Raw genomic sequence first — 18,715 nt, 5'->3', positions numbered from 1 at the left:
AAAATAAAGCGATCTTACCTGTCTTAACAGCTTAATTGATCTTAATGGTTAAAATTATTGATACACTATTTAACTGCATTTTTCGATACATCCGTTCCGATAGAAAGCGAGTTTTTATCAGATATAATTTCTTTCGGTAATAAGACAGCCCCTGTTTTATTTCCTAACACTTTTACAACAGGTTTATTTGCCGAATCAAACTTCACGGTTGAAAGATTGATGTTTTTGCTGTTGTAGATCGTTGCTCCCGTTCCTTCGGAATATTTCAGCTTTACATTTTTTAACTGAATTCCGTCTGCATCTACTATGGTTAAAGCTTTTCGGGTATCAAACTGAGAATCTTCAATCACAATATTTTTAAGATTCATTTCAGCTAAACCGAATAAAGTAATCGCTTCATCGGAATTGGCTGCTGTAATGTTTTTAAAGAAAATATTTCTGAAAACCGGCGTTTCTTCCGTTACGGGATATACTTTTTCCGGAGCTTTGTTGCCTTCCTGCTTCTGCCCGTCTTCCAGAACCGGAGATGCGCCTTCGTAGAACATATTGAAGCCTATAACCTGAGTCGGAATATTAATCATATCAATATTTTTCATATAAATATTTTCTACAATTCCTCCTCTTCCGCGTGTGGTTTTGAAACGAAGCCCGATATCTGTTCCGATGAAAGTACAGTCTGAAACGTGGATATTTCTTGCTCCGCCCGACATTTCACTGCCGATGACGAAGCCTCCGTGACCGTGGTACACAATATTGTTTTTAATGATAACATTTTCAGTCGGCATTCCTCTTTTTCTTCCGTCTTTGTCTTTTCCGGATTTTATACAGATGGCATCATCTCCCACATCAAACGTATTGTCGTAGATCAGAACATTTTTGCAGGATTCGAGATCCAGACCGTCTCCATTTTGAGAAAACCATGGGTTTCGGATGGTAAGATTCCTTAAAATGACATTGGAACACATCAAAGGATGAAGATTCCATGCCGGAGAATTCTGGAATGTAGGTCCGTCCAGCAAAACTTTGTCGCATTCCACCAGACTTACCATTACCGGACGGAGAAAATCTTTCACCGTAATCAGTTCTTCTTTGGAAATCTTATCCGGAACATTGAAGTTTGAACTGCTTTCCAGTCCTTTTTTATAGCTTTCGGAAGGATACCAGTTTTTTCCGTCCGAAGATACAATTCCGCCAGATTTTACAATTTCTTTCCATTCAGATTCAGACACTTTGCTTTTTTTGATGGCTCTCCACGCATCACCGCTTCCGTCAATCACTCCTTTTCCTGTGATGGCAATATTTGTTGCATTTTTTGCCGAAATCGGAGACTGGCAACGCGTTGTATTCAATCCTTCGAAACTTACATCTACCAACGGATAATCATTTTTATCTTTACTGAAGATAATCATCGCACCTTCCTCTACGTGAAGATTGATATTGCTTTTCAAGACGATAGGACCTGTAAGCCACATTCCGCGGGGAACGACTAATTTTCCGCCTCCTTTTTTGCTCAGATCTTCGATTGCTTTTTTAAAAGCTTCTGTATTTTTTACATTTCCGCCCGCAATTCCGCCGTATTGTGTAATGGAAACGGTGTTGGCTGCAAAAGAAGTTTCTGCAACCTGCGGCATTTTAAACTCAATATTTTTATAAATATCAGAATTCTGAGCATAGATTTGCCCTGAAAATAGCATTGCTGCTGCTAAACCGATCACTTTACAAGTCTTCTTCATTTTATTATTTTTGAGTTTTAATTATTTTTTTAAATTCCTGATAAACAATGGATGCTACTACTTTTGCTCCTTCGGGCTGAAAATGTGTGTTGTCTTTCTGACCTTTGGGATAGGCTTCGTATACATTTTCCGGAAGATTCATAAAGTAATGAGTTGTGGTAAAATCCTGTCCTTTTCCTGTAAAATATTCCATAGATAATGTATTCAGATCAATATACGGAACGTTCATTTCTTTAGCAATTTCAATGGGAGCTTTGCCGTATTCGCCGTGTACATTTTCCAGTTTTCCGTCTTTCCATGGGTAATTTCTGGCAACAGGAGTTAAAATAACAGGATTTGCTCCTTTCTGCTTCGTCTGCGTTACAAATAGTCTTAAAAATTCTTTGTATCCCTGAATGTTTACGTACCGTTCCGGATGTTTTTCAGAACTGTCGTTATGTCCAAACTGCATGATGACATAATCACCCGGCTGCAAATGTTCGTACACCTCTCTCCATCTTCCTTCCTGAAAAAACGTTCGTGTACTTCTTCCACCATGCGCTTTGTCAATAATCTCCACAGAGTCCGTTGAAATGGCAGGTTTTAAAGAAGCCAAACTGTCTTTCGCAAAAAATGGCTGAAAAACCTGTCCCCATCCTGTAATGGGATATCTTACTTTCATATAATCTTTTCCGGGTTCGTAGTTTCCGGTGTAATCTGCCATGGTGGAATCTCCGATGAGATAAATATGGGTAATCTTTTTAACGTGTTTTGCTGCTGTAGTGTTCTGAGATTTGCATCCCGACAACAGCAAAACGACGATTAAAAATGAAACTATATTGTAAATTTTCCTATTCATTGATTCTAACTAAATTTTTATATACACTGTCATTCTGAACGAAATGAAATGTATTGAAGAATCTGATTATTATTTTATCACTCGCAGATCTTGCAGATGGTGCAGATTTTTTAAATCAAATGAAAATTTATTCACATTAATTCTCCTGAAAATCTGAGGAATATTATTAATTCTTGGTGATTCTGAACCAGTCAAAATCGGCATATCCGCCTCGAGGTGCCTTTGATGTACTGATGCTGTACAGCCCAACTTTGGCTCCGATCCATTTTCCGGGTTTTGCCTGAAAAATATCGCCTGCTTTGATGAAATTTTTTCCGTTTTCGCTGTAGCTGAACTGACATAAACCATTCGGTTCGTTTACAGTTACTTTCAGATAGACTTCGTTGCTTTTTAATTTTGTTTCAAATAAAATCTTTTCCTCGCCGCCTTTATCTGCTTTTTCGGCTCTTCTTAACTGTAAGTAAAACCCATCCGGTTTATTGGTAATCACGATGGACTGATGATCCAGTCCCATCACCAGAAGTCCTGCGGTTTTCCCTTCTTTGGCATCTTCGGGCGTTAATTTAACTTTTGTGGAAGCTGCGAAATTGGGAGCCGGAAATTTCTGAGTTAACAGATTCGGGACATTCCAGAGATTGTTTTCGCTTTCGGGAACTTTTATAGAGAATAATCTTAAAAACTTCTGTCCGGGAAGCTTGGAAGACCATACGATATTTTCATTTGCACTCCACTGCCATTGTAATCCTAATTTTTCACCATCAAATTCATCGGTTTCGGGCGGAGTAACGATAGGATAGAATTGTCCTACGTTTGGTTTTTTATACGTTAAAACAGGTTCGCCGATTTCGTTTTTGTTATGGTCAATTCCGATAAAAGGCCAGTCTTTTTCCCACTTCACAGGTTGCAGATGGATAATTCTTCCTCCCGCATCCACATCCTGAAAGTGATAAAACCAGTCTTCTCCGGAAGGTGTATCTACCCACGCTCCCTGATGCGGTCCGTTTATTTTTGTGGAGCCCTGTTCCAGCACAATTTTTTCTTCGTAAGGTCCGTATATATTTTTTGATCTCAGAACCAATTGCCACCCTGTGGCAACGCCGCCCGCCGGAGCAAAAATATAGTAATATCCGTTTCTTTTATACATTTTGGGACCTTCAACGGTGGGATGAGCATCGTGACCATCGAAAACGTGAACACCTTTATCCAGCACTTTTGTTCCTTCCGGATTCATTTTATTTAATGTTAAAATGCTTTTTACTCCGGCACGGCTTCCCGCCCAGCCATGAACAAGATAGGCATTTCCGTCTTCATCCCAGAACGGACAGGAATCTATCAGTCCTTTTCCTTCCATTACTAAAACGGGTTCGTCCCATTTTCCCAGCGGGTCTTTGGTTTTTACCATATATATTCCGAAATCGGGATCGCCCCAGTAAATATAAAATTCGCCGTTGTGGAATCTCATACTCGGAGCCCAGACTCCGTCGCCTCTTTTCGGTGTTGAAAAATATTCTTTCGGCAGAATATCCTGAATGGCATAATTCACCAGTTTCCAGTTCACCATATCTTTTGAATGAAGAATCGGCAAACCGGGAGTTTCATTGAAGCTTGAAGCCGTCATATAATAATCATCTCCCACACGAATCACATCCGGATCAGAATAGTCTGCATACAGAACGGGATTTCTATAGTTTTTTCCCTGATCGGCAGTCCATACTTCGGAAACGTAATTTTTTTCCTGTGCGCTCAAATAATTTGATGCAAGGGAAAAAATGGCTATTGAAAGTATATTTAAAATGTTTTTTGTTTTCATAAATCAGATTTTTAATCTGGTTTAAATTTTAACGCCATGAGCGGAAAGATTTTTTTTAATGGCTTACTGTATATTCTCCAGTCGCAAAGGTTCTTCGACAAGCTCAGCATAAACTATTCACTCAGCAAATGATAGTTGTTGAAATTATATAAGAACATTTTTTAACCATTAAGATTTATTGAGGAGTTTAGTGTAGTTAAAATTAGCTATAGTTTAAGTTTCCTGCTTTGTAAAATGATAGGTTTAACTTAATGAATTCTAAATTCTTAACTCTTATCTTAAAGGTTTTTAAGTATTATTTTTCAAACTCCAGACTTGCCAAAATGAAAGGCCCTGTTCCTTTGGCATCATTGGAACGAATCTCTTCATTAATGTAATATTCGTAAGAACCGTCGCGATAAGGTTTTCCGCCCAAACCCGCAACTGCACAGCATTTATTTAAATTCACCACTCCGTTTTCATCAACAGTGATTAAATTTTTAATGATTCCGTCGTAGCCTTTTTTAGCATACGTTTTATAGGATTTCGGCAAATAACCGTTGTTCACAGATTTGATGATGGTGTAAACAAACATGGATGAGGCAGTTGCTTCGGTGTAATTTCCTTTTTCTCCTGCTTTATTCAAAACCTGATACCACAGTCCGCTGTTTTTATCCTGAACTTTAATGATGGCATCGGTATAAGATTTAATGTAAGAAATTAATTTGGGTCTTCCGGGATGATCTTTTGGCAGATAATCCAGAACGTCTACCATTGCCATTCCGTACCATCCCATTGCTCTTCCCCAGAAATTCTGCGACAGTCCGGTTTCTTTATCTGCCCAAGCTTCTTTTTTGCTTTCGTCCCATGCGTGATAGAGAAGACCTGTTTTTTTATCGAGAAGATGCTCCTGAACAGAATCGAACTGTAAAAGGATGTCATCATATGCTTTTGAAGCGTCGGCTCCTTTCGCGAAGTCGTGTGTATAATGCGTGTAGAAAGGCATTGCCATATATAAACCATCCAGCCATACCTGATAAGGATAAATCTTTTTGTGCCAGAAAGAACCTTCTTTCGTTCTTGGCTGTCCGTCTATCTGAAGACGAAGGGTTTGAAGTGCTTTCAGGTATTTTTCTTTTTTTTCTTTTTCGTAAAGATAGAGGAGAACGTTTCCGCTGTTCAGCATATCGATATTATACTTATCAAGCTCATAGGTAATGATGGTTCCGTCTTCCTGAATGAGCTTTTCGCCAAATTCGCTGATGTAGTTGTAGTATTCTTTTTTGCCAGTTTTGGCATATAGTTTTTCTGCACCATCCAGAACAATGGCAGTAGGATATGTCCATTTCGGGGTTTTGCTGAAATCCAGCATCCATGCTTCAGGAAAACGTTGCATTTCGGAAAGCAGCATTCTTTCAGACCATTTCAGATTGAGGGGAACTATTTTTCCGGAATTTGAAGATTCTTTCTGAATTGAAGCGTTAACCGGAGCTTTTGTCTGCGCACAGGTAGAAAAAACTCCCGAACTTAAAGCGACAAGTGTGAATAGTTTGATATGCTGATTAATGAAATTCATGATTGTAAACGTTAAAGTTGATTATTTTTATCTAAAATTTCCAGTTTTTGATCTAAATCCTGATAAAAAGCTTCTTCTGTCGTTAAGCCGTTCGGTTCCAGAGACCATGCTCCTAAAAAGTAATAGGAAACGTTCTTTGTTTTCCTGAAAACTACAGTATGCGTAGATTTTGTCTTTATATATTTATCAAAACTTTCAAGAGAGTAGAAGACTGCCATTCCGAGATTGTCGTCTTTTTTGGTTTCGGTCTGGTTACCGTAAGTTGCGATGTAAGCCCATTTTTTATTTTTGCTGATTCCCTGTTTTAGCGGAATATTTTTCATAGCAACAATTCCGGTGCATAACCCTGAAATAGAGTTGCTGAGATTTAAATCTACTTTTACAAAACGGTCTTTATTGAAAATGGTAAGTTTTGAAGTTAAATCGATGGCATCGCCCCATGTTTTCCAGCCTTTATATTCGATGGCTGCATAAGACTGTTCTTTTTCATTCACCACTTTCGCGGCGGTACTTTTTACGATTTTAAATGTTTCAACAAAATCATTCTGCTCATCGTATCTTCCGTAGGAGCCAATTCCGATGGTACGTCCGGATTTCAGAATATCCTGTCCCCAAGCTGCATCGTGATGATACGATTCAAAACCGTCCTGTCCGACTTCCGGTAAAACCAAGGTGTTTACTTTTTTACCAAAAATATCTGTTGCATTTCTCCAGTCGAGATATAAACGGTATCCGATCTGGTTGTTTTCCAGACCGATGCCTTCGTATCTGATGTAGGTAGAATGATCGGTATGCGATTCCGGAATGGTGAGTTCCTGAACGTTTTTGAAAATTCCGCCGATGTATTGATTGCCTTCCCATTTTCCGCCTTCTTTTACTGCAAGTTCTGCATAAGAGAACGGAACTTTAGGATTGCTTCTGATCTTTTGAATAACAGAAGTCTGAGCCTGAAAATTTGAGGACACCAATACTGCTGCAGCTATTATTTTAAATACATTCAATTTCATATACATTTTATTAGATCACTGTTTTCAATAAAAGTTATCATGGTTATTTGCTTTTATTGTTGTCCGGTTATGTTTTTCACGAGATCATTAAAGTAAACTTCAATATTGTCATAGTTTTTATCCAGATCTTTTCCGTTGGCATTAGCAGCTTCAGGATTCAGTTTGTTTTTAATTTCCCATTCGTCAGGCATTCCGTCATGGTCAGAATCGGGTAGCGAAGTTCCCGGTTTCAAATCAGGAAATCCGCCGACATCTTCCTGAGAATCTATAATTCCGTTTGTGCTTCCTTTTGAACCTTCGTAGGTAAAACTTCCGTTTTTTACGTCTTTTAGAATGTGTAAATCGACAGCGTCTCTTATTAAAGCAGCTCCTGCGATCTGTACTATTTTTTCGTAAGCTTCTTTTGCAGAATGTGTTTTTATGTTATTCTGAATGTCGTGAGACTGATTGATTTTTATTTCGTTTTTATCCTGATCCGTAAGGTGGTAAGACGGCTTTATCTGTGCAAAAACTCCTTGAGTCCAGTTGTCTTTTGAAACTTCAGGATTTCCTTCAATTACATTTCCGTTGATGTAGTATTTTCCCCATATGTTATACACTTCGGTTTCCGGTTTTTCATTTTTATCAATAGCAACAATCCGTTGTCTGCTGATGGTTGCAGGTCCGGGTTTATAGTAATTATTGATGATGTTAACATTCATACCTTCACCGCCATAAATGCTGTTGTGTCCCCAGTTGTAGATCACATTATTCCTGAAATCGGTAAGATCCGTCAATGCAAATTTACTTCCCGCATATTCTCCCAGTCTGGGATTTCTGCTGTCGTGATGTGCGTACAGATTATGATGAAAACTTGCGTATTTTCCGCCCGCAATTCCGCCATATCCGTGAGCGCCTTTCTGATGAACGGAATTTCTTAAACTTTCCGCAATGATGCACCACTGTACGGTTGTATTTTCATTGGCATATACAGAAACGGTTTCATCTGTAGACCAGCTCATTGAACAGTGATCGACGATAAGATTTTTAATAAATCTCGCTCCGAAAGCATCGCCTTCAAACTTTTTCTGATCGCCCATTCTGAAACGGATGTAACGGATCACCACGTTATCTGCCGCAACAAAGGTTTCATAATTGGCAACCGTAATTCCGTCTCCGGGAGCAGTTTGTCCGGCAATCGTAACGTTACCTTCTTTTATTTTTAACGGAGAATCCAGATAAATGGTTCCGCCTGTTTTAAAGACAATGTATCTTGCTTCTTTCTGGTTTAAAGCATATCTTAACGTACCTTCTGAACCGTCATCTGTAAGTTTGGTGACGAAGTAGACTTTTCCGCCGCGACCGCCTGTTGTGTATCTTCCAAAACCTTCTGCGCCGGGAAAGCTGAGAATATTCTGCGCTTCGGCACTGGTTGCAATGCTGAAAATTCCTGCGATAAAAAGTTTTGTGATGTATTTTTTCATTGCTGAAAAATTGTGGCGGTTACGATATTTATTTAAGATTTATAAGCGGATTCCAGTTGTCTTTTCCTTTTAAAACCTTTTCTCTTGTATATTTTTTTGCCTCGGTTTTGGCTAGCTGATGCGACCATGATACTCTTTTGGAGCGATCTGAACCGCTTCCTTTGGAGTTAAATTCTGCATAAAACGTGGTCTTTTCTGCATCGGGCTTGTTCCAGTTGTGCCATCCTTCCGGTTGGATGGTGGAATTCATTTCACAATTAAGGTAAACGGTCTTGGCAAATGGTCTCCACGGTCTTCCTAAATAGACTGAATTTTCTTTTGCGTTTCCTGTTATTTTCGCATTGATAAAAACAAAGCCGAATTCGTTTTCCTGTGGAGTAGAAGCTGCGGTAACGTAGCTTGCCGATTCTTTGGAATATATGATGCACTCCTCAAAAACAGCGGTTCCGGCTCCGAAAATATAGTCTGTTGTTCCTTCGATGTAGCAGTTTTTAAAATAATTTCTGGAAGGCTTTGTTTTGTCTGATGAATCCTGAACGCCTTTTAAATACAAGGTGTCCTGATTTCCTAAGAATCTGCAGTTTTCAAAAGCTATTCGGTCGCCCGTCGTTAAAACAGCAACTGCCTGTCCTACTTTTCCTGAACTGTTTTCGAATGAAATATTTTTTGCCGTAAAATCATTAGAATAAATAAAAACCGTTGAAGAACCTGTAGTTCCGAATTCTTTTCCTTCCGGATTCTTTTTTGATGCAAAATCGTCGTAGGTGATGATGGTTTTTTCAGGATTTTCACCTTCGAGCAAAATAGCGCCTTTTGTTTCCGGGATGGTAATTTTTTCTTTGTAAATTCCTTCTTTTACTACAATTCTCGTTCTTACGGAAGATCCGTTTTCTGCTGCATTGATGGCTTGCTGAATGGTGGAGAAATCTCCTTTTCCGTCTTTTGAAACCACGATGGTTTTATCATTGGCTTTAAAAGAAAGAAAACTGAGCAATACGATCAGAAAAGCAAAAAAAGAATTTAAATTTTTAAGAAAAAAGGAAGTTTTCATTGAAATTTTTTTGATTAAAATACAGACTCCACTTTGGAGATGAAGCCTGTATTTTTCTGATATGAATGTGAACTATTTTCTAATATCCATAATCCTGCGTAAGATTATAATTGGAGTTGATTACGTCTAAAGCAATCGGCAGTAATTCCTTTCTGTTGGCCTGGAAATAATAGGCATAACTTTTCACAGGATCTCCACTGATGTAAGGCTGCGTCATCGCCAGTCTCCAGTTTACTTTTGTGTATCCGGAAGGCGTTGCAACACTTTGGTTCGGGCTGTAGAAAATGTCTGCTTTGGCAACTCCGGCTGCAGTGTAGAAATCGATGTCAGTTACGTTTTGCTGTGCTGTTTTTGTAGGAGTATAGGCTACTTTTTTGTAGAAGATATACTCAGGAACGTTGGCATAAGCTCCTGTACCGTTCATAAACTGAGTAAGCTTAGCTCTTGTTTCGTTGATTTTCGTTTCTAAAAGATTCCAACGGATCAGATCGTATTTTCTGAGACCTTCACCTCCGAATTCCAGTTGTCTTTCTTTAACGATATAATTAAAGAATCCTGTTTTGTCGGTCGGAATGGTTCCCACCTGACTTAAATTTCCTGCATAGGCTCTCTGTCTTACCGAAAGAACTGCATTGATTGCCTGTGCAGATGGACCGTTATTAAGCTCATTATCGGCTTCGGCAAACATTAACAGAATATCTGCATATCTCAGCAAAGGCCAGTCGATTCCAAGGTTTTGTGAAGTTCCGGTGATGGAAGTCCACGATTTTCTGAATTTTCCGTCGTTCCAGTTGATGGAAGTCTGAAGTTCTTCCTGCTTTGAAGTATTTACCCTGAAGATGGCAATATTTACATCCCTTCTCAGGTCATACTTTGTAAATTCATAGAAATAAACAGGAATTGCGCTGATTCCTCCGGAAGATTTCCAGTCGGTATCATCATGTCTTAAACCGTTGTAATATCCGATTTTACTGTCTGTTCTGGAATTTCCCCCGAAAGCTCCGATAGCATAAATTACTTCGTTGGATGTATCTGCGCTGTTGGTATGCAGTGATCTGAATAATCCTTCATAACTCGGGTTCAACTGATGCTGCCCGGAATTGATGATGTCTTTACATTCGTCATAAGCAATCTGATAATATTTCTGAGGATTGGAACCCTGCATCATCTGTTGCGGGCTTCTTCTTAATGAATATCCTGCTCTCGCCAGTGCGATTCGTGCTCTTAATCCTTTTACGGCTGCTTTCGAAATTCTCTGAGCGGTAGTTCCGCCTTCGGATCTCCACGGAACTAAACTTTCCGCTTTTAAAAGATCGTCCAGAATTTTATCATAAATAAAATCTCTGTCTGTTTTTGGCAGATACACGCTCGGAAGATCAGCAGAAGGAACATCCTGAAAAGGAACATCGCCCCAGTTTTTGATCAGATCATGATAGAAGTGTGCTCTTAAAGTTAAAGCTTCTCCCAAATATCTGTCCATTAATTTTTTATCTGCTGCTGAACCCGTCTGATAAACAGGAGAAAGCGGAATGTTTTTAATCACCAGATTGGCTCTTTCAATTCCTGCGTACGTATCTAAAAACGGTCTTAAAAGTTCTGTATTTGTTGGAATGGCTCCGAAACAGCTTACCCCTCTTCGGTCATTTGCGTTATAATCTCCCGAAGTTCTCATGTCGTCTCCGGATTGCGAAAGAATCAGGTTCATTCTCTGTCCGTAGGTATTGTCTCCCATGGTTGCGTTGTAGACTCCGACTAAAGCGGAAAATGTATCTGCTGCGGAATCAAACTGCTGTTTTTCTGAAGTATTGGATAAGCTTTCTACATCTAAATATTCTTCGCAGGAATTAAGAGAATTCAGAGAAAATATTCCGATGACAGAAAAAAGAATGGCTAAAAATTTATTTTTCTTCATAATATTAGGTTTAAAAAGTGATATCAACTCCTGATAAAATAAATCTGCTTCGCGGATACGCTGCATAATCTACCCCCGGTGTTAAAGGATTTCTTCTCGTGTTGGCTTCAGGATCATATCCGGAATACCCTGTAATCGTGAACAGGTTGTTCATCGTAAAATACAATCTGAAATTGGATAATCCCAACTGTTTGGTGAAATCTTTTCCTAAAGAATATCCTATTGTAACGTTGTTCAGTCTCAGGAAAGAACCGTCTTCAATGGCGTAAGAATGAAGGAAGTAAGCTCCGGCAGGCGGTGTAAATCCTGTTGTATTGGCATTTAAAGCAGCAAGAGCGGTTGGATCATTTACTTTATTTCCGGCATCATCAAACCATCTCCATCGGTTGGCAACTTCAGCCAGCATATTGTTGTCCCGGTAAAGATACTGTGTAGAATATTCTATTTTGTTCGCGTTATATACTTTATTTCCTACAGAGAAATTGAACATTAAACTCATGTCCCAGTTTTTGTATCGGAAGGTCTGGTTGAAACCTCCGTAAAATTTAGGCTGTGCATTTCCAAGATCCGTCATATCCTTATTATCGATAATTCCGTCACCATTCAGATCCTGAAGTTTAAGATCTCCGGGCTGTACAGCTTTCGCTCCGTTTGCTGCTGCTGCAGAACTTGGAATTCCGGCTTTTAAAGTATAAACCTGAGTGGTAGGATTATAATCGAAATCGCTTATTTCATATCTTCCTGCGGTAATATAGCCCCAATATGTTCCTACCGGTTTTCCCACCTGTACAAGGAAATCATTCAGGTTATTTTGCCATCCTGAAGGATATAAGTAAGAATTCGCACTTGCAGAAGCACTGTTTCCTAAACTTTTAATCACATTTTTGTTGGCAGAGATATTCGCGTCTATTTTCCAGTTAAAATTTTCTTTGTTGATGATCGAAGCTCCTACAGAAAATTCAATTCCTTTATTGGATGTGCTTCCCGAGTTTTGATACTGATATTCATACCCTGAAGTCTGAGGAATTTTGGCAAGCAATAAAAGATTTTTTGTATCGGTCTGGTAAACATCTACCGTTCCGTAAACTCTGCTGTTGAATAATCCAAAATCTACCCCGATATTTTTTGAAGCCGCCGATTCCCATTTTACATTAAGGTTAGACATAATCGCTCCTGTTGTAGCCCCCGGTGTTACATTGTTTCCGAATGCATATCCGTAATCTGATGATGTGGTGAAAAACGTACTGTATAAAAATGCAGGTATTCTGTTGTTTCCGGATAAACCGTATCCTGCACGAAGTTTTAATTCGCTCACAACTTTACTGTCTTTCAGGAAATTTTCTTCACTTACTTTCCATGCAACCGAAGCAGCCGGAAAATAGCCCCATCGGTTTCCCGGTCCGAATACACTGGAACCATCTGCTCTCATGGAAGCGGTAAAAATGTATTTGTTGTTAAAAATATAGTTGGCTCTTGCAAAAAATGAAACCAGACGATCCGGAAGAACATTTGTTTTCGGAATGTCCTGAACCTGTCCCGATGGAGGAGAAGCTGCCTGAATATTGGCAAATGCCTCTTGTGCACTGATGGATTTCGGGAACCATTTGATGTTCATCGTTAAAGATTCTGCATCTGTTTTCACAGTTTCCTGTCCTGCCAGTAAATCCAGTTTATGATTTCCGAACGTTTTTCTGAAATTTAATGTATTGGTATTCGTGATTCTTCTGGATTGCGCCTTGCTCATGAAAACAACAGGCTGATCGTTGTTTTGCCTTGCCAGCGTTGTAACTGGTCCGGAAAACTGATTCACCATTTCGTCTCTCTGTACATATCCGATTACACTTCTGAAAGTGAAATCTTTATTGATTCTGTATTCGATAATCCCGTTTAAAAGAAGGTCGTTTCTTCCGTTGTCCTTTACTTCATTATTGGCTAAAAGAATAGGATTCACAAGATTGGTTTCGTTGGCAAATAAAGGATCGAATTCATCTACATTTACATTGGAACCACCTTCAAACGGCTGATATCTTACGGCATTTCTCAATCTGTTGGTACTTTGCGAACCGGTGGAAGAAGTTCCCGCTCCGTAGATCATCTGTCGGCTGTATCTGGCATTTAATGTGATGCTGATTGCTTTGGAAACATCATAATCATACTTGAAGTTTGCCATATTCCTTTTAAATCCGGAACCGATCATAATTCCGTCTTCCTGTACATTATTTAAGGATAATGAGAAAGAAGAATTGTCTGAGCCTCCCGTTACAGAAAGGTTATGCGTAAAATTGAATGCTTCTCTTCCGAAAACTTCATCCTGCCAGTCTCTCTTTTTTACAGATTTGTATTTTTCAAGATCGGCAAAAGTTCCGTATCTTGTTTTAAAAGCATCAATATCGGTCTGTACACCGCCCTTATTGTATACTTCATACTGATACAGGACGTATTGGTAAGGATCCAGAACATCAATTGTATTCTGAATTTTTCTAACCCCTAAAAATCCGTTGTAATTAATTGAAGTTTTTGCTCTCTTACGACCTCCTTTTGTGGTAATAAGGACAACACCATTGGCTCCTCTTGCTCCGTAAATACTCGTAGAAGATGCATCTTTTAACACTTCAATCGATTGAATTTCTTTAGGCGAAAGAATAGAGAGTGCATTATCCATCTGTACACCATCCACAATATATAAAGGAGCATTGCTCCCTGTAATGGAGTTTCCTCCTCTTACTACAATATCTACATCGGCTCCCGGCGAACCTTCACTCAGGGAAACCTGTACTCCAGCCATTCTTCCCTGTATTGCTTCTGCAGCATTGGTAGAAGGCATATCTTTTATCGCTTCTGCTTTTACAGAAGAAACAGCATTGGTAACGTCTTTTTTAGAAACTTTGGTATATCCTACCAAAACCACTTCGTCGATCTTGGTTTCTTTTTCCTTCTTTGTTTCTTTTTCTTGAGCCATTGCAAGGACAGGAAGTAGAAAGACAGTTAAATATAACCACTTTACTGATTGTACTTTTTTATCCATTTTGTATCCTTATAGTTTTAATTTTGGTTGAAAGTTTTTTTTCAATCTTTGTTTTCATTGGTGGATTTGGAAGTATTCTACTGTTTTTAGTGGTAAATATTTTAGAAATCTTACACTTTCCTTTGTGCAATCGATTGCGTAATTTTTCAATTAAAATATTCTCGCTTCTAAACTAATATTATTTTTGAATATGCAAAGAAAAAAATATTATTTTTTCATTAATTTGAATTTTAATTACATAATTATTAATTAATTTTAAATGATTAATTAATTGTAAATCAATATTTTGAATTTTAAATATTCAACTGTTTTTTTCTTCTCTTTTTTCAGTGAGGATCATAAAATAAATTAAAAAAAGCTTAAAATTTATAGGTTTTTATGGCCTGCAACTTCCCCAAATTTAACAGCAAGAACGAAAATTTAACATACTTTCCTGATTTTTATCATCTTTTTCACCGGAGTCTCATCATGCATTTTTCAAGTGATAATTTTTAACCTTATTATATGTATAGAATAATGTTGTTTTTTGATTATTTTTATTAAATTGATATTCTTCTTAGTTAAACGATTTTTTACACAGCATTATCTTTTTTCCAAATATCAATGCATTATTTTGGTTAAATAGAACATGAATTTTTCATTGTTTTTTTATAATTAAATTACAGAATTTAATTTTTAATTAATTGATTATTATTTAGTTATAAATTTTTATTAAATTTTTGTTAACCATATAAATAATAATTATATATTTATCCCGAAAGTATTTCTACAAGTTTTCAGTGTAATTTATGCAATCGATTACATGATGTTTAACCGGTTTTGTTGAAACCGCAAAATGAATTTAAAAGAAGATGACAAAATCTGAGTTTCGTTACGCCCATCATCCCGAAGATGTAAAAAAATATACAACCGAGGATTTAAGAAGGGAATTTCTGATGAATAACTTATTCAATGAAGATCAGATCAATGTAGTGTATTCTATGTACGACAGAATGATTGTCGGAGGTGCAATGCCTGTAAAAAGCCCATTGACGCTGGAACCGACAGACGATTTGAAAGCCGAACATTTCTTAGACAGAAGAGAGTTGGGAATCATTAATGTAGGAGCAGCCGGAAAAGTAACTGTTGATGGTGAAGTTTTCGAACTGGCAAACAAAGAAGCTTTATACATCGGAAAAGGAGCAAAAGATGTAGTTTTTGAAAACGGAAACAAAGGACAGACCTTGTTCTACTTCAATTCTGCACCCGCTCATTATTCTTATCCTACAAAGAAAATTACAAAGAACGAAGCAGAAATTGTAGAATTGGGCGAAGCAAAATACGCAAACAAAAGAACAATCAATAAACTGATTGTGAACAGCGTATTGGAAACCTGCCAATTACAGATGGGAATGACGGAACTGCACGAAGGAAGTGTCTGGAACACGATGCCTTCTCATACGCATACCCGCAGAATGGAAGCTTATTTCTATTTCGATCTGGAAGAAGGTCAGGCGGTAAGTCATTTTCTGGGGCAGCCTCATGAAACGCGTCATATCTTTATGAAAAACAACGAAGCTGTTCTGTCTCCAGAATGGTCTATCCACTCAGGAGTCGGAACTTCCAATTACACCTTTATTTGGGGGATGGCGGGAGAAAATATGGATTATGGCGATATGGATGCTGTAAAAACTAACGAACTAAAGTAATATTTTCCACATGAAATTATTCGATTTATCCGGTAAAGTTGCCGTTGTTACAGGCGGAACTCATGGATTGGGAATGGCAATGGCAGAAGGTCTTGCAGAAGCAGGTGCCGAACTGGCAATCACAAGTACAACACCGAAAAAATTAGACGAAGCGCTGGAATATTATCATTCCAGAGGATACAAAGCAACCGGATATATTTTCGATGTAACCGACGAACGGGAAGCCGCCCAGAAAGTAGCCTTAATGGAAGCTGCTCATGGAAAAATAGACATCCTTGTCAACAATGCAGGAATCATCAAACGCATTCCGGCAATTGATATGGATGTGGAAGACTTTAGAAAAGTAATCGATGTAGACCTTACGGGACCTTTCATCATGTCCAAATTAGTGGGAAAATACATGATTAAAAGAAAATCCGGAAAAATCATCAACATCTGCTCTATGATGAGTGAGCTGGGACGCGATAACGTTGTTGCGTACGCTTCTGCAAAAGGCGGACTTAAAATGCTCACCAAAAATTTAGCAACAGAATGGGCGAAACATAATATTCAGGTAAACGGAATCGGTCCCGGATATTTTGCAACGTCGCAGACAGAACCCATAAGGGTGGACGGAAATCCGTTCAACGAATTTATCATCAGCAGAACTCCGGAAGGAAGATGGGGAAATCCTGAAGATCTTGCAGGAACGGCTATATTTTTATCCTCGGATGCAAGTAAATTCATCAACGGACAGATTATTTACGTTGATGGCGGAATTTTAGCAACCATCGGAAAGCCTGCTAATGAATAACACTAGAACTTTAAGAATGAAATCTTTTATTACAGATACCTTTTTATTACAAAATAAATACGCTGAAGAATTATACTTCAACTACGCAGAAAAGCAGCCGATCATAGATTATCATAATCATTTGACTCCTAAAGATATTGCAGAAAACACGGTTTTTGACAATATTTCTAAAGTCTGGATTGCCGGCGATCATTACAAGTGGAGAGCGATGCGAACATTAGGAGTGAACGAAAAATTCATTACCGGAGATTCTTCAGATAAAGAAAAATTTGAAGCGTGGGCTAAAACCGTTCCGTATACTTTGAGAAATCCTCTGTATCACTGGACGCATTTAGAACTGAAAAGATATTTCGGAATTGATGAATTGCTGAATGAAAACAACGCTTCAGAAATTTACGATAACATTAACGCTCAGTTGCAGACTCCTGAAAAATCCACAAGAGGTTTGCTGGAAATGATGAATGTAGAATCTCTTTGTACTACAGAAGATCCAACCGATATTTTAAATTATCATCAGGATTTGGCAAAAAGTAACTGGAAAATAAAAGTAAGTACCGCATTCCGTCCTGATAAAGCAATTTTAATTGAAAACCACAACTTTCCAGATTATATTGCCAAATTAGGCGAATCGGCAGGAATTGAAATCAATTCTTACCAGACTTTGTGCGATGCATTATTAAAAAGAATTGAATATTTCCACGAAAACGGATGCAGATTATGCGACCACGGACTGAACAATATTTCTTTTGAAGAAGCTACAGAAGCTGAAGTAAGTGCCATTTTTAATGATAAACTTTCAGGAAAAGTAATTGCCGAAAAGCAGGTAAATCAGTTTAAAACAGCTATTTTACTGTTCTTAGGAGAAGCGTATCACAAATTCGGCTGGGTTCAGCAGTTCCATTTAGGAGCCTTAAGAAACAATAACGAAAGAATGCACAGAATTCTCGGTCCCGATACAGGATGGGATTCTATCGGTGACTTCGTGCAGGCTGAAACTTTGTCTAAATTATTAAACGCTTTAGACGGAAAAGATAAATTAACGAAGACTATTTTATACAATTTAAATCCTGCCGACAACGAAATTTTCGCAACGATGATCGGGAATTTCAACGACGGAAGCATTAAAGGAAAAGTACAGTTCGGCTCAGGATGGTGGTTTTTAGACCAGAAAGACGGAATGATTAAACAGATGAATGCCCTTTCAAACATGGGACTAATAAGCTGTTTCGTAGGGATGTTAACCGATTCAAGAAGTTTCCTTTCTTTCCCGAGACACGAATATTTCAGAAGAGTGCTTTGTAATCTTTTCGGGGAAGAAATGAAAAACGGCGAACTGCCACAGGATATGGAACACGTTGGGAAAATTATTTCCGATATCTGTTATCATAATGCTAAAAATTATTTTGATTTTTAAATTTAAATAAGAGTAAATTTCTCGCAGATTGAGCAAATTTTGCAGATTTAAAATGATCTGCGTTATCAGCTAAATCTGCGGGAAATTCAAAAATATTTAAACCATTAAGGACAATTAAGAAGTTAAGTTTGATTAAGATAAAATTAAAAATTTTAATTCAGCAATAATGCTTAAAGCGAAGCTCAGCTTAATTTTTCTAAACTCCTTAAATAAATCTTAATGGTTAAAATTAAAAATCTTGCATATTACGCGGATCTTTATAACATAATTATCTGCCAGATTTGTAAAATCGGCGAGAAATAAAAAATATTTTAAACCATTAAGGAGAATTAAGAAGTTAAGTTTGATTAAGATAAAATCAAAGATTTTAATTCAGCAAAAGCTTTTAAAGCGAAGCTTAACTTAATTTTTTCTCAACTCCTTAAT

Annotated in this window: 12 protein-coding genes; 3 read left to right on the top strand and 9 right to left on the bottom strand. The window is 37.9% G+C overall.

From position 1 onward, the window contains the following. Positions 1-65 precede the first annotated feature (65 nt). From AC52CF_RS16970 to AC52CF_RS16930, 9 genes are all read right to left on the bottom strand, one after another. Positions 66-1,733 carry a glycoside hydrolase family 28 protein gene (locus AC52CF_RS16970; protein ID WP_496517426.1) on the bottom strand — a complete coding sequence of 556 codons (1,668 nt, stop codon included), beginning with the start codon at positions 1,731-1,733 and terminating at the stop codon, positions 66-68. A 4-nt stretch (positions 1,734-1,737) separates the two neighbouring features. Continuing rightward, on the bottom strand, positions 1,738-2,571 hold the full coding sequence (locus tag AC52CF_RS16965) for a rhamnogalacturonan acetylesterase (protein ID WP_336732233.1): 834 nt from the start codon (positions 2,569-2,571) through the stop codon (positions 1,738-1,740). A 166-nt stretch (positions 2,572-2,737) separates the two neighbouring features. Beyond that, on the bottom strand, positions 2,738-4,381 hold the full coding sequence (locus AC52CF_RS16960; RefSeq protein ID WP_496517425.1) for a glycoside hydrolase family 43 protein: 1,644 nt from the start codon (positions 4,379-4,381) through the stop codon (positions 2,738-2,740). A 295-nt stretch (positions 4,382-4,676) separates the two neighbouring features. Then, positions 4,677-5,936, bottom strand: coding sequence for a glycoside hydrolase family 88/105 protein (locus tag AC52CF_RS16955; protein WP_496517424.1), 1,260 nt, complete (start codon positions 5,934-5,936; stop codon positions 4,677-4,679). A gap of 11 nt (positions 5,937-5,947) precedes the next feature. After that, complete coding sequence (locus tag AC52CF_RS16950; protein WP_496517423.1) at positions 5,948-6,943, bottom strand: DUF4861 family protein; 996 nt, start codon at positions 6,941-6,943, stop codon at positions 5,948-5,950. A 53-nt stretch (positions 6,944-6,996) separates the two neighbouring features. After that, positions 6,997-8,406 carry a pectate lyase family protein gene (locus AC52CF_RS16945; protein ID WP_496517422.1) on the bottom strand — a complete coding sequence of 470 codons (1,410 nt, stop codon included), beginning with the start codon at positions 8,404-8,406 and terminating at the stop codon, positions 6,997-6,999. 28 nt (positions 8,407-8,434) lie between these two features. After that, on the bottom strand, positions 8,435-9,457 hold the full coding sequence (locus tag AC52CF_RS16940; protein ID WP_496517421.1) for a pectinesterase family protein: 1,023 nt from the start codon (positions 9,455-9,457) through the stop codon (positions 8,435-8,437). Between the two features lie 79 nt (positions 9,458-9,536). Beyond that, a complete protein-coding gene (locus AC52CF_RS16935) occupies positions 9,537-11,369 on the bottom strand; it encodes a RagB/SusD family nutrient uptake outer membrane protein (protein WP_375181609.1) in 1,833 nt (610 codons plus the stop codon). A gap of 10 nt (positions 11,370-11,379) precedes the next feature. Then, complete coding sequence (locus tag AC52CF_RS16930) at positions 11,380-14,394, bottom strand: SusC/RagA family TonB-linked outer membrane protein (RefSeq protein ID WP_235132741.1); 3,015 nt, start codon at positions 14,392-14,394, stop codon at positions 11,380-11,382. 851 nt (positions 14,395-15,245) lie between these two features. Between AC52CF_RS16930 and kduI the strand changes: the two genes are divergently transcribed. Genes kduI through uxaC form a run of 3 tightly spaced genes read left to right on the top strand, consistent with a single transcriptional unit; the run spans position 15,246 to position 18,289 of the window. After that, positions 15,246-16,082: a 5-dehydro-4-deoxy-D-glucuronate isomerase gene (gene kduI / locus AC52CF_RS16925; RefSeq protein WP_290261964.1), complete on the top strand. Its 837-nt coding sequence runs from the start codon at positions 15,246-15,248 to the stop codon at positions 16,080-16,082. 10 nt (positions 16,083-16,092) lie between these two features. Then, on the top strand, positions 16,093-16,875 hold the full coding sequence (locus AC52CF_RS16920; protein ID WP_290261961.1) for a gluconate 5-dehydrogenase: 783 nt from the start codon (positions 16,093-16,095) through the stop codon (positions 16,873-16,875). 16 nt (positions 16,876-16,891) lie between these two features. Continuing rightward, a complete protein-coding gene (gene uxaC, locus AC52CF_RS16915; RefSeq protein WP_375180837.1) occupies positions 16,892-18,289 on the top strand; it encodes a glucuronate isomerase in 1,398 nt (465 codons plus the stop codon). Positions 18,290-18,715: the final 426 nt, after the last annotated feature.

The sequence above is a fragment of the Chryseobacterium sp. 2P genome (genome assembly GCF_059579425.1).
Note: the sequence above shows the minus strand (reverse complement) of the source record. Positions and strands in the feature narration are given on the sequence as shown.

Excerpts from the sequence above, each read along its gene's own strand:
- uxaC (WP_375180837.1), top strand. The coding sequence starts at position 16,892 with ATGAAATCTTTTATTACAGATACCTTTTTATTACAAAATAAATACGCT.
- AC52CF_RS16920 (WP_290261961.1), top strand. The coding sequence starts at position 16,093 with ATGAAATTATTCGATTTATCCGGTAAAGTTGCCGTTGTTACAGGCGGA.
- AC52CF_RS16960 (WP_496517425.1), bottom strand. The coding sequence starts at position 4,381 with ATGAAAACAAAAAACATTTTAAATATACTTTCAATAGCCATTTTTTCC.
- AC52CF_RS16930 (WP_235132741.1), bottom strand. The coding sequence starts at position 14,394 with ATGGATAAAAAAGTACAATCAGTAAAGTGGTTATATTTAACTGTCTTT.
- AC52CF_RS16970 (WP_496517426.1), bottom strand. The coding sequence starts at position 1,733 with ATGAAGAAGACTTGTAAAGTGATCGGTTTAGCAGCAGCAATGCTATTT.
- kduI (WP_290261964.1), top strand. The coding sequence starts at position 15,246 with ATGACAAAATCTGAGTTTCGTTACGCCCATCATCCCGAAGATGTAAAA.
- AC52CF_RS16935 (WP_375181609.1), bottom strand. The coding sequence starts at position 11,369 with ATGAAGAAAAATAAATTTTTAGCCATTCTTTTTTCTGTCATCGGAATA.
- AC52CF_RS16945 (WP_496517422.1), bottom strand. The coding sequence starts at position 8,406 with ATGAAAAAATACATCACAAAACTTTTTATCGCAGGAATTTTCAGCATT.
- AC52CF_RS16940 (WP_496517421.1), bottom strand. The coding sequence starts at position 9,457 with ATGAAAACTTCCTTTTTTCTTAAAAATTTAAATTCTTTTTTTGCTTTT.
- AC52CF_RS16965 (WP_336732233.1), bottom strand. The coding sequence starts at position 2,571 with ATGAATAGGAAAATTTACAATATAGTTTCATTTTTAATCGTCGTTTTG.
- AC52CF_RS16950 (WP_496517423.1), bottom strand. The coding sequence starts at position 6,943 with ATGAAATTGAATGTATTTAAAATAATAGCTGCAGCAGTATTGGTGTCC.
- AC52CF_RS16955 (WP_496517424.1), bottom strand. The coding sequence starts at position 5,936 with ATGAATTTCATTAATCAGCATATCAAACTATTCACACTTGTCGCTTTA.